Raw genomic sequence first — 16,642 nt, 5'->3', positions numbered from 1 at the left:
AGGCCCTACTTCACCGCCAGCCGCAGGAAGCTCATCACGCTGCCGAGCGCGGCAAAGCCTGCACCGAGTGCGAGTGCGACGGTCGCGCCGTCGTGACCGGCGAGGGCAAAGCAGAGCGCCGCGAGCGCAGCCCCCGTCGTCTGTCCGGTCAGGCGCGCGGTGGCGACGATGCCGGAGGCGCTGCCGCTGCGGTGCGGCGGCGCGCTCGACATCACCGCCTTCATGTTCGGCGCCTGGAAGAAGCCGAACCCCATGCCGCAGATCACCATCCGCCAGATGATGTCGGCGATGGCGGGATTGGCCGGCAGCATGGCGAGCAGCGCCATGCCGAGGCCGAGCAGCACGAGGCCGATGCCGCCGAGCAGCCCGACCGCATGCCGGTCCGACAGGCGCCCCGCGATCGGCGCCATGATGCCGACCACCAGCGGCCACGGCGTCATGAAGAAGCCGGTCTCGACCTGCGAGCGTCCCAGCACGTCCTCGAAATAGAACGGCAGCGAGACGAAGGCGAGGCCCTGCACCGCGAAGGAGCACACCGCCGTTGCCGCCGACAGCGCGAACATCGGCCGGCTGAACAAATCGATCGGCAGCATCGGCGCGGGGTGATCGGCGTGGCGGCGCGTCAGGATGAAGCCGAGCGCGAGGGCCGTGACGAGCTCGATGCCCACGACGACCGGCGACAGATTGTGCGCGGCGCTGCCGATGCCCGTGATGAACAGGCCAAGGCAGGCCGACGCCAGGATCGCGCCGAGAAAATCAAAACCGTGATCGGCCCGCGGCGTCTTCGGCAGCATCGCAAAGCCGATGCCAATCGCAACGAGGCCGAAGGGAATGTTGACGGCAAACAGCCACGGCCAGGGGCCGAGCGCCAGGATCGCGGAGGCGATCGACGGCCCGAAGGTGAAGGCGGTCGCGACCACCAGCGCGTTGTGGCCGAAGCCGCGGCCCAGCATCCTTCCGGGATAGACGAAGCGCACCAGCGCCGTGTTGACGCTCATGATGCCGCTGGCCCCCAGGCCTTGCAGCGTGCGCGCGACCAGCAGGCTGTCCAGCGACCACGCGACCGCGCAGAACAGCGAGGCGATGGTGAACAGGATCAGGCCACCGAGATAGATGCGCTGGTGCCCGACGATCTCGCCGAGCGCGCCGAGCGGCAAGAGCGTTGCCACCAGCGCGATCTGGTAGACGTTGACGACCCAGACCGACTGCTCCGGACTGACATGCAGGTCGGCGGCAATGGCGGGCAGCGCGATGTTGGCGATCGCGGTGTCGAGCGAGGCCATCGCCAGAGCGGTGAAGATGGCAGCGATCGCCCAGCGCCGCTGCGCGGCCGGCAGGCCGTCGGACATGGTGTGGTCGGGCTCGCGCGCGGCGGCAGGTAACGTGATCGTCATTGCGTTAGCGCGTTGCTCCGGCGGCGTGGCTATGCGGACTTTTGGCATGTACTACGCCGAAGGCCGCTTCCACAGGCATATGCTTGCATGCTGTGTATGCGCGAAGGTGAGGCGATGCCGCCGGGCTCTGGCGTATGATCGCGCCGGCGCTGCAATTTTGGGGAAACGTCATGCAACTCATCGTTCTGCCCGGTGACGGCATCGGACCGGAGATCACGACCGCGACATCGGGTGTGCTGCGCGCGGCCTCGGAGCGCTTCCAGCTCAATCTGCGGCTGGAGGAGCACGCGGTCGGGCACGCGAGCCTGAAGCAGTTCGGCACGACGGTGCGGCCCGAGCTGCTCGACATCGTCCGCGGCGCCGACGGCCTGATCCTGGGGCCGACCGCGACCTTCGACTTCAAGGACGAGGCGCATGGCGAGATCAATCCGTCCAGGCACTTCCGCAAGAACCTCGACCTCTACGCCAATGTCAGGCCCGCGCGCACCTATGCCGGGCGGCCAGGCCGCCTCGGCGATTTCGACCTCGTGGTGGTGCGCGAGAACACCGAGGGCTTTTACGCCGATCGCAACATGGAGCAGGGCAATGGCGAGATGCTGGTCACGCCTGACGTCGCGATCTCGCTGCGCCGGATCACGCGGGCGTGCTGCGAGCGCATCGCGCACGCCGCCTGCCGTCTCGCCATGAAGCGGCGCAGACACCTCACCATCGTGCACAAGGCCAATGTGCTCAAGATCGGCGACGGGATGTTCCTGGACATCTGTCGCGCGGCGGCGAAGGGCTATGCCGGCCTCGAAGTCGACGACATCCTGGTCGACGCCATGATGGCGCATGTCGTGCGCAACCCCGATCGCTTCGACGTCATCGTCGCCACCAACATGTTCGGCGACATCCTGTCCGATCTCACGGCCGAGCTGTCCGGCAGTCTCGGCCTCGGCGGCTCGCTCAATGTCGGCGACCGCTATGCCATGGCGCAGGCGGCACACGGCTCGGCGCCTGACATCGCCGGGCAGGACGTCGCCAATCCGGTCTCGCTGATCCTGTCGACGGCCTTGCTGCTGGCCTGGCATGGCGAGAGGAGCGGCGCGGTGCGCTACGAGGAGGCCGCGCGTGCGATCGAGGCGGCGGTGGCGAAGGCGATCGGCGAGGGCAGGGCAACGCGCGATGTCGGCGGCAGGCTCGGCACGATCGCGGCGGGGGCTGCGATTGCGGAGATCTTGCAGGGGGCTTGAGGTGCTTCGGCGCGTGCTTTCCGGCTCTTTCTTGGGCGAAACAAAAAAGTCGAAAAACAACCCCATGCACAGTAGAACACCCCTTGATCGATAAGGGATTTTCGCGATGCGTCGCGGCGACATCGGCAGCTGCGATCGCGTTGACCCGTCGGGCAAAACACTGGCAGGATGCGATGCTGGCGGCGATCGGGGACTGGGCCATGGCGCGTTCTCGTCACGCGCAATGTGGGCCTCAGACCGCACGGCGGCGCGTCTCCTCCGGCCCACGTTGAGGCAGATCAATACTCGCCTCGCAGGCCCGCCAGACCCTTCCATCAGCGCATCCATGGAAAGGGCGGCCGACATGCAAACCCTGCTCAGGGAAATCCGGAATACGCCGTTGCTCTGGATGCTGGTCTTCGTGCCCATCGTGCTGCTGGCCGAGGCGGCTGCCCCGCATTCCCACACGCTCCTCTTCGTGCTGGCGGTGCTTGCGATCGTGCCGCTGGCGGCGCTGCTCAGCCACGCCACCGAAGCGGTCGCCGCGAAGACCGGCGATGCCGTGGGCGGACTGCTCAATGCAACGCTCGGCAATCTGACGGAGCTGATCATCGCCATCACGGCGCTGCGTGCCGGCCAGTACATGCTGGTAAAGGCCTCGATTGCGGGGGCGATCGTCACCAACGCGGTGTTCATGCTAGGGGCCTGCCTGCTGCTCGGCGGCCTGCGCTACCACGTGCAGGAGTACAACCGCGCCGGCGCGCGGCTCTCGTCGGGCCTGTTGCTGATGGCAACCGTCGCCCTGCTTGCGCCTTCGGCGGTCGCCGATCTCGAGCACCTTCCGCAGGGCGGAGGCATCTTGAACAAGCTCAGCGTCGGCATTTCAGTCCTGCTGATCATCGCTTACGCGCTCGGCCTGTTGTTCTCGCTCGGGACGCACAAGGAATTGTTCGCAAGCGCCGATCATGGCGACGACAAGGAGGCGCACTGGCCGATCGGCATCGCCGTCGGCACGCTGCTGGTCGTCACGGTGCTGGTCGCGCTGGTCAGCGAAATCTTCGTGGAATCGGTGCAGAAGGCGGCGGAAACCTTCGGGATGAGCCCGGCCTTTGTCGGCTTCATCATCGTTTCGCTGGTCGGCGCTGCCGCCGAATTTGCGGTGGCGTTCGGCGCGGCGCGCAAGGACCGGCTCGACATGGTCGTCAGCATCGCGCTCGGCAGCGCCTCGCAGATCGCGCTGTTCGTCGCCCCCGCGCTGGTGCTGCTCAGCTACGTCGTGGGGCCGACGCCGATGAACCTGCAGTTCTGGCCGGGCGCCGTCACCATGGTGATGATCGCCACAGTCACGTCAGCGTTCATCACGGCGAGCGGACGCTCGGCATGGTTCGTCGGCGCGCTGATGATCTTCATCTACGCAGTGTTTGCGCTGACCTTGTATGTCGTCCCGCCGGCGGGCGAGGGATGAGGTGCTGTTGCCCGTCGGCACGAGGGTGAACTAGCTCGTCCGGGAAATGGCGGCCCGCGGCAAGCCATCCTCCGGAACGGCGAATGCGTTTTCGCTAATAGGCCCAGTAGCTGCCGGAGGGCAGGCAATTGTCGTCGCCATAGCCGTAGCCATAGCCATAGCCGCCGCCATAACCGTAATAGGACGCGGGCGGGTAGTTGTAGCCGTAGGCGGGATAACCGCCATAGCTGCCATAATAGGCGCTCCGCGCAATCGCGCCGCCGACGACGGCGCCGGCAACGCCATAGCCGAGTCCGCGATAACCGTAGCCGCGATAGCCCCAGCCGCCGCGGTAGCCCCACCCGACGCCGCGATAGCCATAGCCGCCACGCCAGCCGCCGACCCATCGCACTTCAGTGGTGTTCTGATCGACCATCGATTTCATCGTCGCCAGATGCGTCGGGATCGGCCCGGCCTGGACACCCATAGCGGGCAGCAGGGCGCCGGCTCCGGCGAGAATGAGGGTGCGCAAAGACTTCGAGGAGGTCATGATCGATCATCTCCTTGGCTACGGGCGGCGCTTTCTGCGCCACCATCGACAATTGATTCCGGCGTGGCGTTGCCGTGGCGGGCTTGATCTAGATCAAGCGTCGGGGTCGCGGCACCGCCGCGCCGTCAGGAGACGCTGCCCGATGCTCTAGGCCTGCAACCGCGGAACGAGACGAATCGCGTTCTCATGGCCAATCGCATCGAGATCCTCAGTCGAAAGGCCAAGCTTCTGCAACTGCGCGAACTGGCCAAGGCCGAAATACGGATAGTCGGTGCCGTAGGTGATCTGGGAGGCGGGTACGAGCTTGAGCAGCGCGGCCATGGACGGCGCGAACGTTGCATTCGCGGTGTCGTAGTGAAGCCGGCGTAGCTCGCCTTCGATCCCCTCCGGCGCAAACTCCTTGAGATCGGGCCGCGCCCCATAGAACGAATTGATGCGCCCGGCCATCATCGGAATCGTGCCGCCGGCGTGCGAGAACAGCCATTTGATGTCGCGGTGGCGGGCAAATGCACCGCTGAGCAGAAGGCTCGTCACCGTACGTGTGGTGTCGTGCGGGACTTCGATCACCGCGGGAAACGTGCCGACGCTGAGCGCGCTGCAGCAACTCGCGACCAGCGGATGCACATAAACGACCGCCTTGCGACGGTTCAGCTCTTCGAACACCGGCCTGTAGGCGGCATTGCCGAGCCATTTGTCGCCGTAGCTGCTTTGCAGCCCGATCCCGTCCGCCTTCAGCGTGTCGAGCGCATATTCGATCTCCTTGAGCGTGGCATCGACATCCAGCATCGACAAGGTTGCGAACAGGCCGAAACGGCCCGGATGGTCGCGCATCATGTCCGCCGCGTACTCGTTGCAGGTGCGCGCGAGCCGGCCAGCTTCCGCCGGCCCGAGGTCGAACCACACCCCTGGCGTGGAGGCGACCGACAGGATGCCTGTGCGTATGCCATTGCGGTCCATGTCCTCGACGAGCTTCTCGCGGGTCCAGGCAACCTGACCGGGAAAGTGCGGCTGCTTGCGGGCGTCTTCGTAGCCAAGCCAAAGCTTCTGGTATTCGGGCGGATAGAAATGAAGGTGGGTATCGATCAGCGCCGGCCTGGTCTGTCCGCGCACCGCAACGGCCGGGATGGCCGAGGCAAGGCCGAGCGCACCCACTCCCGCGAGAAAGCCGCGCCGCGACCAGGACGGGCCGCAACAGGTAGAGCAGCGCTGATGCCCTCCCGATTTCCGATCCCAAATGAGCATGTTGCGGGTCTCCTGTTACGAATTGGCATGGACGGGGGGCCTGTGGTGCTTCCATAGGCAGGAGGTTTCGCCCATTCGCAGTCCGCGGAGCGGCTGCAGCACGGGCGTTGATTGTTGGGGATCGGAATGTGCCGATTTTTCGTCGCTGAGCGATGTCTATCGTCACGTCGTCGCATCACAGCAGCAACTTTGTGTGAACGCGGCCCGGCGTTGCGTCCCATGACTCCGGCTCGCCCGGCAGCCGACGGGGCTCGCAATAGTCCGGCGGAAAATTGTCGCGCGTCTGTTCGCTCATGATGCGCCGGGCGGCCTTCGAGGAGTCGAAGCGATGGACGTTTTCCCGATTAGCGCCGGTCGCCGTCATCCTTGTCCGAGAGGCCGTTCGATGAACGTTCGTCGTATTCGGCCCTGAGCTTCGCAAGGATGGATTGCAATGTCTCCTGCTCAGTCGAGCTCTCGTCATTGCTCTGCCCCCGCAGGCGCCGCAGCCTGCTGCGGAGCATATCGTACGCTTCGAGAAGGGGCGGGCTCAGCGAAAAGAAGGCGCCGAGCGCAATCGCGATGATCACATGGCGAAGCGAAACGGGGGGATCCTCGCCGGGCGTAGCGGCATCATGGCGGACTGGCACGGGCGAAAGACCGGCTGACCCGCCGTCGGCACGGGACGGCCGCGGTTTTCGCGGCGGGATCACGACGACGACAAAAAGGATGTTGAGCAACAGCCAAATGCCTAAAATGACGAGCAGCGTACGCATGAATAATCCAAGGACAGCGTTACCTGAGCTGACGGCAGTATGGTTTCAAATATCGATGCTTCCACGAATCCGATCACGCGACCGGCAACTCGCATGCAATGAAAAAGCTGTCTGATGCCGGACAATGAAGCCGTTACCTTAATCTCGAGCGTGGACAGCAGAGGTCGGGACACGGCATCGCGCGGCATGATCCTGGCGCCTTCCATGGCGCTACGGGACGCTGAGTTCGACAAGGTGAGTTAAGCCGGTCGGGTCCCGTCGGACGGAAAAATCGAGGCGATCGAAACCGGCCGCCGTCGCGATTTTCCGAAGTTCCGGCTCGGAGCGATGAACCAGCTTCCAGTCTGCGATGGCCTCCATCCACACGCGAAACGGATTCCCTGCGGCGATATTGGTGAAGACGATCGAGCCACCGACCCTCAGAAGGCGGCAGCGCAATTCCCCCAGAACGGAAATGATCGTTCGGTCGTCGAGGTAGTCGGACAGGCAGCCGCAGACGACGACATCGAACGGGCCTTCGTCCTGGACCTGTCGGATCGCCCGTCTCACGTCGCCGCACACGATGTGAACATCGCAATAACGGCTCAGTCGCTCTTCGGCGAGAACCAGGGCTTGCCTGTCGAGATCCACGAGAACGACCGTGGATCCTGTAAATCGATGCGGTGCGATCTGGAAGTCGGCACCTCCGCCACACCCAATCGAGAGGATGCGCCCCGGCGTCGTGGCGCACATCTTGAGGTACTGCCACCAGATCCTGTTTCGATGCTGTTGCGCGATGGCGGTATTGAGTGCGTGCCATTCGATCCAGTCGCCCGGATCGGCCGTGGTCGGCAGGCTCGCGCCGGCTGCGAGCAGTTCGACAGTTTCGAAATCACCGGGATAGCCGCGCGGCCACTCCTGAAGTCTGCGGACAAATGAGGAGCGGGCGTGGAGATGACGGGCGGGTGCGAGGAGCCTTTGAATATTCGGTGAGTTCCATGCCGGAGCCGGAAGCTTGGCCAAGGCGCAGCAAAGAGCGTGCATTTGAGAGGCTGTCCCGTGCATTGCCGCTGCTGGATCCCTCGGCATCAGCTCAAAGAAGCGGCAGAAGTCGCCCACCTCCCGGTCAAGCTCGTCCAAATCAATCCCGCTGTGCGTTTCGTCCATTCGTCCCAACCTCCAGGATCGGGATAGAGTGGCGAAGGCCGGCCATTCGCGCATGACCCAGTTGGGTCATGCCTGCGGAATTGCTCGAGAACCCAATGCGCGCAGCACGTTATCCAGAGCCGGTGTCGATTGACAGCGGCGGGCAAGTATCCAAGGATTGTCCGAATATGGACGATTTCTTTTTGGGTGATGCGATTGCGGCGTTTTGATTTCCAGCGATTGGAGCGGTCGAAAGCCCGGTTGGGCGAAGTGGTGCTGGACCCCGGCCAGTGGATACCGCTCATGGAGGACATTTGCTCCGCGGCAGCGACGTCCGGTGCGGGGCTGCTCCAGAGTGATGTCCGGACTTCCGATGTCCCGGTGACGCCTTCGACGAAAGAGGCTTTCCAGGGCTACTTTGCCGCCAATCTTCACGTAGAGGATGTTCGTGCCGTCAGGGGAGTTCCGCTACTGCTTTCCGGCAGGAAGGTTCTGCGCGACCAGGATATCTTCTCCTCCGAGCGAGACATGCTCAAGACTCCCCTCTACAGACATCTCGGACAGCTTGGATTTCAATGGTGGTCGGCGATTTCCTTTTGGGCAGGGCCGGCAATGTGGGCCCTCGCGCTACAGCGCAAGCGTGGGGAAGGAGCCTTCGAAGATGACGATCTGAAGGCATTTGCGCTGCTCTCGGACGCGCTGACCGAGGCCGCCACGCTCTCCCATGCAGTGGGAAGGCAGGTGTTGCTCGGGGCTTTGAGCGCTTTCGATTCGATCAACGAGCCGGCGCTGTCAATGACCGGAATGGGGCGCGTGCTGGAGATCAATGCGGCGGCGGCCGAAATCTTCGATGCCGACTTCCGCGTCCATAACAACAGATTGTACATGCGGGATGGCAAGGCCACTCGTGCTCTTGACGCGAGGTTGACCAACTCCGATCGGGAGCTCCGTCTTCGCGCCGGCAGCCGCATCGGCAACATCATCGTCGCGCGGCGAGAGACCAAGCGTCCGATCGTCATCAAGCTGTTGCCCGTACCGGGGGCGGCTCGATCGCCATTTCTGGGGGCGAGGTTCATCCTGATGCTCACCGACATGGAGGTCGTACGTAAATCTGAAATTGAATTGCTCTCGGCAATCTTTGCGCTGACGGCGGCCGAGGCAAAGGTGGCGCGACTGATAGCTGCAGGATGGTCGCCGGAAATGATCGCCGACGACCTGGCGCTGTCCCGCGAAACGGTCCGCAACCAGATCAAGGCGGTCTTCAGCAAAACGGCCACGCATCGACAGAACGAGTTGGCGGCTTTGATCGGTCACATGCGCAATCTCTAGCCGAGATACTCCTTACCTTTTGAACGCGTTTGACAACGTGGTCATTGCCCGCAACGTGCCCGCTGTTGGCCTGCGGCCAACTCGTCAAGGCAAGCTGACGCCAGCCGCTCCCGAGAGCACAGCGAACATGTCATGCTCTCGTGCCCGATCGGTTTCAGAGCCCCATCCTAGAACTGATACCGCCGCAGCCCCCCATCCACCGGGATCACCGTCCCCGTGATGTACCGCGCCACCGGCGAGGCCAGGAACACCGCGAGTGCCGCGAGATCCTCCGGTTCGCCCCAATAGCCGACCGGGATCTCTTCTTCCGCAAAACGCTCGCGATAGTCCGGCGGATAGTTGCGACGGATCTGCTCGCTCATAATGCGGCCGGGCGGGATGCAGTTGATGGTGATGCCGTGCTCGCCGATCTCGCGCGACAGGCCCTTGGCCCAGGCGTGCACGGCGGCCTTCGCGGCAAAGGCCGCGTTCAGACCTTCCGGCTCGGACTTGCCGGTGATGTTGACGATGCGGCCCCATTTGCGTTCGATCATCTGCGGCAACAGCGCATGCGCGATGCGGCGGTAGCTGGTGAAGTTCAGCGCGATCGCCTCATCCCATTTGCTGTCGGGCGCATCGACGGGCAGGGGCCGGCTGCCGCCGGCATTGTTGACGAGGATGTCGACATGGCCGAGCTCGCTCACGGCGAAGGCTGCGATCTTCTCCGCGGCGTCCTTGGCCATCACGTCCTGCTCGAACGGCGTGATCAGTCCGCCGCCGACTTCGCTCACCAGCTCGGCAAGGAGATCGGTCCGCCGCGCCACGCCGACGACGCGCACGCCTTCGGCCGCCAGGCCCTTGGCGATGGCGCGGCCGATGCCGATGCTCGCGCCGGTGACGACAGCGGTTTTCGATTTGAGCCCGAGGTCCATGGTCGCACGCTCTCTTGTTTGCTTTTGCTTGTTGCCGTTTCCTGCCCATCCCTGCCAGGACGAATTGCCTGACCGGGACGAGCAGTGGTAACCAAGAGCCACGTTGAAGGAAACACGAAAAACAAAAGGCGTCGAACGATGGTCTGGGATCCGCAGCAATATCTGAAGTTCTCCGGCCACCGGCTCCGGCCCGCTGTCGACCTCCTGATGCGGATTCCGGATTTCGCGCCGCGCGAGATCGCTGATCTCGGCGCCGGCGCGGGCAACGTCACCAAGCTGATCCGGGAGCGCTGGCCGGATGCGACCGTGACCGGCGTCGAGGGCTCGGCGGAGATGGTTGCCGCCGGCCGCAAGGCGGCGCCGGACGTGCAATGGTCCCATGAAGACCTCGGCCAATGGCGTCCCGCCAAGCCATATGACCTGATCTATTCCAATGCCGCACTGCACTGGCTGCCCAATCATGCGGCACTGTTTCCCTCGCTGATGGAGAAGGTCGTGCCCGGCGGCATGCTGGCGGTGCAGATGCCGCGCAACTTTCTGGCGCCTTCACACGTGCTGATCGGCGAGACCGCGCTGAACGGACCGTGGCGCTCCAAGGTCGAGCATCTCGTCACCCCGCCGCCGGTCGAGAGGCCGGCCTTCTATCACGATCTTCTTGCGCCGATGTCCGTCAATATCGACATCTGGGAGACCGAATATCTTCAAGTGCTCGAAGGCGAGAACCCCGTGAAGGAATGGACCAAGGGGACCTGGCTGACGCGCTATCTCGACGTGCTCGCGGGCGACGAGAAGGCCGCCTTTGAGGCGGCCTATGGGATGCGGGTTGCGAAGGCGTATCCGAAGAATGCGGCGGGGCAGACGCTGTTCCCGTTCCGGCGTCTGTTCATGGTCGCCCAGCGCAAGGGCTGAGGGCATTGCCGCAATGCGACATAAGCGTTCGTCGTGTCTTGCGGCGTGACATCAGACCTTCATGGTGAGGAGCCCGCCAAAGCGGGCGTCTCGCACCATGCAGGCCGAGCACCTTCGGTAAGCCTCGGATCTCATAAGCGGTAGCCCGGGAGAGGGGCCAGCCCCGGGTTGCGCGTTCAGTAGCGGACAAGCTAGCTTGGCTGCGGGAAAATTGGGCTTAGGTCTAGTTGTTCGGCTGGCGGATTGCTGCCACTACTGGCCTGCAAAAAACAAAAAGAACCCGGTTTCCTAGGGGTATTGGGGAGGTCCTTCATGCGCAAACTGCTTCTTGCGGTCGCAGCGGCCACGTTTGCTTTGGCGCCGGCGATTGCCCAGGCCCAGGGTCCCATTGTCATCAAGTTCAGCCATGTCGTCGCCAACGACACCCCGAAGGGCAAGGGTGCGCTGAAGTTCAAGGAGCTCGCCGAGAAGTACACCGACGGCAAGGTCAAGATCGAGGTCTATCCGAACTCCTCGCTCTACAAGGACAAGGAGGAGATCGAGGCGCTCCAGCTCGGTTCGGTGCAGATGCTCGCGCCCTCGACCGCGAAATTCGCGCCGCTCGGGATCAAGGAATTCGAGGCACTCGACCTGCCCTGGCTGTTCAAGGACGACGAGACCTATGCCAATGCGATGAAGGGCACGGTCGGCAAGTGGCTGTTCCAGAAGCTGGAGGCCAAGGGCATCACCGGCCTCGCCTATTGGGACAACGGCTTCCACATGGTGTCGTCGAATCGGTCGCTGATGAAGCCGGAGGATTTCAAGGGCCTGAAATTCCGCATCTCCGGATCGAAGATCGCGGACCAGTACTTCCGCCTGATGGGTTCGATCCCGCAGATCATGGCGTTCTCCGAGGTCTACCAGGCGCTGCAGACCGGCGTGGTCGACGGCTGCGAGAATACCGCGTCCAACTACTGGACGCAGAAGTTCTACGAGGTGCAGAAGGACATCACCGTGTCCTATCATGCCCATCTGCAATATGCGGTCATCGTCAACTCCAAGTTCTGGTCCGGCCTGCCGCCCGACATTCGCGCCCAGCTCGAGAAGGCGATGAACGAGGCGACCGACTACACCAACTCGATCGCGCGCCAGGAGAACGAGGACGCGCTCGCCGAGATCAAGAAGGCGGGCAAGACCACGCTGCATTATCTCACTGACGCCGATCGCAAGGCGTGGCAGGAAGCGATGCAGCCGACTTACAAATGGGCCAAGGGGCGGGTCGGGCAGGAAGTGCTCGATCTCGTCGCCAAGGAACTCGACGTCAAGATGAACTGACGCGATTTCCGGAGAAATAATACAAACGGTCGGGAGTGTGTGCACTCCCGGCCGTTTCGCATCGGTAGGGGGACCTTGATTTGCTTCGCGTGCTCAATCAGGCGCTTAATCATCTCGAAGAATGGTTGATCGCGACGCTCATTGCGGCCGCAACCGGCCTGATCTTCATCGCGGTCATGCATCGCTATGGCGCGGGCGAGTCGATTGTCCTGTCGCGCTGGGCGACCGCGCACGGGATGACCTGGCTCGCGACGCTGTCGATGACGGTGTTCACCTTCCTGTCCGAGCTCGACCTGTCATGGGCGCAGGAACTCTGCATCTACATGTTCATCTGGATGGCGAAGTTCGGCGCGGCCTATGGCGTGCGCACCGGCATCCATGTCGGCGTCGACCTGCTCGTCAACCGCCTGCCCGAACATTCGCGCAAGCACGTGATCCTGTTCGCGCTGCTGTGCGGCGCGCTGTTCACCGGCATGATCGCCGCCTTCGGCGCCTCCTTCGTGAAGGAGATGTTCCACACTGGGCAGCAGTCCAACGATCTGGAAGCGCCGATGTGGTTCGTCTATCTGGCGATCCCGCTCGGCTCCGGCCTGATGTGCTTCCGCTTCCTCCAGGTCTCATGGTTCTACTACTGGACCGGCGAGCTGCCGCACCACGACGAGACTCATGTCGAAGGCGTGGAGGCCGACGTCTCGCCCGCGCTGCATCCGCAGCCCGCCGGCGCCGAGACCAAAGCCGCCGCGCGAAAAGTGTCGCCGCTCGGCGTCATCCTGATCCTGGCGCCGATCCTGATCTTCGCCATGTGCCTCGCCGAGAAGTTCGGCGTGGTGCTGCTGCCGCACTGGATGCGGGCCGCGACCGTCTTCGCGCTGCTGATCGCGCTGATGCTGACCGGCATCCCGGTCTCGATCGCGCTCGGCCTCACCGTGATGACGTTCCTGTTCACGCTGACCACGGTGCCGATCGAGGCGGTCTCGATGAAGCTCTTCACGGGCATCGAGGGCTTCGAGATCATGGCGATCCCGTTCTTCATCCTCGCCGGCAATTTCCTCACCCATGGCGGCGTCGCGCGCCGCATGATCAATTTCGCGACCTCGCTGATCGGCCACTGGCACGGCGGTCTCGGCCTTGCCGGCATCGTCGCCTGCGCGATGTTCGCGCTGGTCTGCGGCTCGAGCGTCGCGACCGTCGCCGCGATCGGCGCGATCGTGCTGCCCGAGATGGTCCGCCACGGCTATCCCATGCATTTCGGCGCCGGCATCATCACGGTCGCGGGCTCCCTCGGCATCCTGATGCTGCCGTCGATCCCGAAGATCGTCTACGCCGTCTCGACCAATACCTCGATCGGCGCGCTGTTCGTCGCGGGCCTCTTGCCCGGCATCATGCTGACGACGATGCTCTGTATCGTCACCTGGTGGCTCGCGCGCAAGCGCGACTATCCGCGGATGCCGAAGGCGAGCTGGGGCGAGACCGTCCGCACCTTCCGCGAGAGCATCTGGGGATTGATGCTGGTCGTCATCATCATCGGCGGCATCTACAGCGGCCTGTTCACCGCCACCGAGGCGGCGGCGATGGCCGCGGTCTACTCCTTCGTCATCGCGGTGTTCGTGTACAAGGCCATCGGGCTGAAGGACGTGCCGCGGGTGCTGCTCCGTGCCGCCAACACCAGCGCGATGCTGCTCTACATCGTCACCAACGCGGTGCTGTTCTCCTTCGTGCTCTCCAACGAGAACCTGCCGGCGACGCTTGCCGACTGGATCGCCGCGCAGAACCTCGGCTGGGTCGGCTTCCTGCTGGTGGTCAACGTGCTGCTGCTGCTCGCCGGCAACTTCATGGAGCCGAACTCCATCATCCTGATCATGGCGCCGATCCTGGCGCCGGCGGCCAAGAAGCTCGGCATCGACCTCGTGCATTTCGGCATCGTGATGGACGTCAACATGGAGGTCGGCCTTTGCCATCCGCCTGTCGGCCTCAACCTCTATGTCGCCTCGATGATCGCGCGAATGCGAATAACCGAGCTCGCGGTCGCGGTGCTGCCGTGGCTGATCACCATGCTCGGCTTCCTCGTCATCGTGACCTACTGGCCCGATTTGACGCTGTGGCTGCCGCGGGTGCTGGGGATGCATTAGCGAGGGCGGCGAATTCGGTCCCTCTCCCCCTGTGGGAGAGGGCGGCTTCGCGAAGCGAAGCCGGGTGAGGGGTTCTCACCGCGAGTCCCCATCACAAGTGAGTTTGCGGAGACAACCCCTCATCCGGCGCTTCGCGCCACCTTCTCCCACAAGGGAGAAGAGAAGGACGCCTGTGCGGCCTCCGCCAATGATGGCAATCACCCGCGAGATGCGGTTAGATGCGCGCAACAGGCCGGAGGAAACCAAAATGACTGAACTCAGCCGCTCGCCCAAGGACGCGACGCCGTCCGTCATCGCGCAGCAAACGGCGATGCTGAATGCGCTGCCGTTTTCCGACGCGCGGGATTTCGACGATGCCGCGCGCGGCTTTCTCGGCACGATCGAGAATGCGGCGATCACCAACCCGCAGGGGCGGACGGTCTGGAGCCTCGAGCCCTACGGCTTTCTCTCGGCCGACGAAGCGCCACCCACGGTCAATCCCAGCCTGTGGCGGCAGTCGCGCCTCAACATGCAGCATGGGCTGTTCGAGGTGGTGCCCGGCGTCTACCAGGTGCGCGGGCTCGACATCGCCAACATGACGCTGATCGAGGGCGACAGCGGCGTCATCGTCGTGGACACGCTGACCTCGATCGAAGGCGCGCGCGCCGCGCTCGATCTCTATTTCAGGCATCGCGGCATGAAGCCGGTGGCCGCCGTCATCTTCACCCATACCCACACCGACCATTGGGGCGGCGCACGCGGCGTGCTGGAGGAGGATGCGCTGGCTACCGGTGCCGTGCCGATCATCGCGCCGAACCTGTTCATGGAGCACGCCGTCTCCGAGAACATCATCGCGGGGCCAGCAATGCTGCGCCGGGCGCAATATCAGTTCGGCCCGTTCCTCGCCAAGGGCGTGCGTGGGCAGGTCGATTGCGGGCTCGGCAAGTCGATGGCGGCGGGTTCGGTCGCGCTGCTGCGCCCGACCGATCTGATCATGGCGACCGGCGAAAGGCGCGTGATCGACGGCGTCGAATTCGAATTCCAGATGGCGCCGAATAGCGAGGCGCCGGCGGAGATGCACTTCTTCATTCCGCGCTACAAGCTGTTGAACCTCGCGGAAAACTGCACCCACAATTTCCACAATCTGCTGCCGTTCCGCGGCGCCGACGTGCGCGATGCGCTGGCCTGGTCGAAATACCTGGGCGAGGCCCTGCGGCTGTGGGACGGCAAGGCGGAGGCGATGTGCGGCCAGCATCACTGGCCGGTGTGGGGCCGCGAGCGCATCGGCATCATGATCCGGCAGCAGCGCGATCTCTACAAGTTCGCGCATGACCAGACCATCCGCTTGATGAACCATGGCCTGACCGCCGCCGAGATCGCCGAAACGATCCAGCTGCCGAAGAGCCTGGAGGGCGCCTGGCACGGCCGTGGCTATTACGGCCACATTCGCCACAATGTGAAGGCGATCTACCAGAAATATCTCGGCTGGTACGACGCCAATCCGGTCAATCTCGATCCGCTGCCGCCGGTCGCCTCGGGCAAGAAATATGTCGAGTACATGGGCGGCGCCGACGCGATTCTCGCGCGCGCTCGGACGGACTTCGACAAGGGCGAATTCCGCTTCGTCGCGCAGGCGCTCGGCCATCTCGTCTTCGCCGAGCCTGACAACGCGGCGGCACGTCACCTGCTGGCCGATACGCTGGAGCAGCTCGGCTACGCCGCCGAGAGCGCGACCTGGCGCAACGCCTATCTGTTCGGCGCCCAGGAGTTGCGCCAGGGCATGCCGAAGGCCCCACCGCGCCCGCCGATGCCGCGCGAGACGCTGGCGGCGCTGCGCACCGAGCAGCTCTGGGACGTGCTCGGTATCCGCCTCAACGGCCCGAAGGCGGAAGGCAAGCACATCGTGCTGAACTGGCGCTTCTCCGACACCGGCGAGATCTTCGTGCTCAACCTGGAAAACTGCGCGCTCACCTATAGCGAGGGCGTGCAGGCGGAAAACGCCGACGCGAGCTTCACGCTGGCGCGCGCGACGCTCGACGAGGTGATCGCGAAGCTGACGAGCTTTCCGGAGGCGGTCGCCGCCGGCAAGGTCCAGCTCGCCGGCAACCCGATGCGGCTGGCCGAGCTGATGGGCCTGATGGACGAGTTTCCACGCATGTTCGAGATCGTGGAGCCGAAGCGGGCGGTGGTGGGGTAGGCGAGTGCGCCGTTGATTCCGTTCTTCCCTTCTCCCCTTGTGGGAGAAGGTGGCGCGAAGCGCCGGATGAGGGGTCTCTTTCCGCGGGAATGCCTTCGGGTGTGGAGGCAACCCCTCACCCAAACGAGTTTGAGGCTTGGCTGTCGCAGCCCT

At 64.1% G+C, this 16,642-nt stretch carries 13 protein-coding genes and 1 pseudogene; 8 read left to right on the top strand and 6 right to left on the bottom strand.

The window, feature by feature from the left end; all coding sequences use genetic code 11:
• Positions 1-5: 5 nt before the first annotated feature.
• Positions 6-1,394, bottom strand: a complete 1,389-nt coding sequence (locus tag AB5K84_RS33435; RefSeq protein WP_038965836.1) for an MFS transporter — start codon at positions 1,392-1,394, stop codon at positions 6-8.
• A gap of 170 nt (positions 1,395-1,564) precedes the next feature.
• On the opposite strand from AB5K84_RS33435, the gene AB5K84_RS33430 reads away from it, so the two are divergent.
• Positions 1,565-2,626, top strand: coding sequence for an isocitrate/isopropylmalate dehydrogenase family protein (locus AB5K84_RS33430; RefSeq protein WP_038965840.1), 1,062 nt, complete (start codon positions 1,565-1,567; stop codon positions 2,624-2,626).
• Positions 2,627-2,969: 343 nt separating this feature from the next.
• On the top strand, positions 2,970-4,070 hold the full coding sequence (cax, locus tag AB5K84_RS33425) for a calcium/proton exchanger (RefSeq protein WP_038965839.1): 1,101 nt from the start codon (positions 2,970-2,972) through the stop codon (positions 4,068-4,070).
• A 94-nt stretch (positions 4,071-4,164) separates the two neighbouring features.
• On the opposite strand, the gene AB5K84_RS33420 is transcribed toward cax, so the two are convergent.
• The 4 genes from AB5K84_RS33420 to AB5K84_RS33405 form a co-directional block, all read right to left on the bottom strand.
• Entirely contained in the window at positions 4,165-4,599 is a 435-nt protein-coding gene (locus tag AB5K84_RS33420; protein ID WP_038965835.1) for a hypothetical protein, read from the bottom strand.
• A gap of 147 nt (positions 4,600-4,746) precedes the next feature.
• Positions 4,747-5,841 carry an amidohydrolase family protein gene (locus tag AB5K84_RS33415; protein WP_011085528.1) on the bottom strand — a complete coding sequence of 365 codons (1,095 nt, stop codon included), beginning with the start codon at positions 5,839-5,841 and terminating at the stop codon, positions 4,747-4,749.
• A gap of 344 nt (positions 5,842-6,185) precedes the next feature.
• Positions 6,186-6,596 carry a hypothetical protein gene (locus tag AB5K84_RS33410; RefSeq protein WP_011085529.1) on the bottom strand — a complete coding sequence of 137 codons (411 nt, stop codon included), beginning with the start codon at positions 6,594-6,596 and terminating at the stop codon, positions 6,186-6,188.
• Positions 6,597-6,806: 210 nt separating this feature from the next.
• Entirely contained in the window at positions 6,807-7,742 is a 936-nt protein-coding gene (locus AB5K84_RS33405; RefSeq protein ID WP_162494071.1) for a class I SAM-dependent methyltransferase, read from the bottom strand.
• Positions 7,743-7,937: 195 nt separating this feature from the next.
• Here AB5K84_RS33405 and AB5K84_RS33400 point away from each other — a divergent pair, with 195 nt between their 5' ends.
• Complete coding sequence (locus tag AB5K84_RS33400; RefSeq protein WP_162494072.1) at positions 7,938-9,050, top strand: helix-turn-helix transcriptional regulator; 1,113 nt, start codon at positions 7,938-7,940, stop codon at positions 9,048-9,050.
• A 167-nt stretch (positions 9,051-9,217) separates the two neighbouring features.
• Here the strand turns inward: AB5K84_RS33400 and AB5K84_RS33395 are convergent, their stop codons facing one another.
• Positions 9,218-9,961, bottom strand: coding sequence for an SDR family NAD(P)-dependent oxidoreductase (locus AB5K84_RS33395; protein WP_011085532.1), 744 nt, complete (start codon positions 9,959-9,961; stop codon positions 9,218-9,220).
• A gap of 138 nt (positions 9,962-10,099) precedes the next feature.
• On the opposite strand from AB5K84_RS33395, the gene AB5K84_RS33390 reads away from it, so the two are divergent.
• From AB5K84_RS33390 to AB5K84_RS33370, 5 genes and pseudogenes are all read left to right on the top strand, one after another.
• Positions 10,100-10,870, top strand: a complete 771-nt coding sequence (locus tag AB5K84_RS33390; RefSeq protein ID WP_011085533.1) for a methyltransferase domain-containing protein — start codon at positions 10,100-10,102, stop codon at positions 10,868-10,870.
• A gap of 312 nt (positions 10,871-11,182) precedes the next feature.
• Positions 11,183-12,184 (top strand): DctP family TRAP transporter solute-binding subunit, encoded by a 1,002-nt coding sequence (locus AB5K84_RS33385; protein WP_011085534.1) that lies wholly within the window; start codon positions 11,183-11,185, stop codon positions 12,182-12,184.
• A gap of 176 nt (positions 12,185-12,360) precedes the next feature.
• Positions 12,361-12,786, top strand: a pseudogene (locus AB5K84_RS33380) (TRAP transporter small permease); the annotation flags it as partial.
• 243 nt (positions 12,787-13,029) lie between these two features.
• The gene (locus AB5K84_RS33375; protein ID WP_028174752.1) at positions 13,030-14,313 is read left to right on the top strand and encodes a TRAP transporter large permease; all 1,284 of its coding nucleotides are present in this window, start codon (positions 13,030-13,032) and stop codon (positions 14,311-14,313) included.
• A 247-nt stretch (positions 14,314-14,560) separates the two neighbouring features.
• Entirely contained in the window at positions 14,561-16,489 is a 1,929-nt protein-coding gene (locus tag AB5K84_RS33370; protein WP_038965832.1) for an alkyl/aryl-sulfatase, read from the top strand.
• Positions 16,490-16,642: the final 153 nt, after the last annotated feature.

It is taken from the genome of Bradyrhizobium sp. 1200_D9_N1_1, assembly GCF_052075915.1.
GTDB lineage: Bacteria > Pseudomonadota > Alphaproteobacteria > Rhizobiales > Xanthobacteraceae > Bradyrhizobium > Bradyrhizobium diazoefficiens.
Note: the sequence above shows the minus strand (reverse complement) of the source record. Positions and strands in the feature narration are given on the sequence as shown.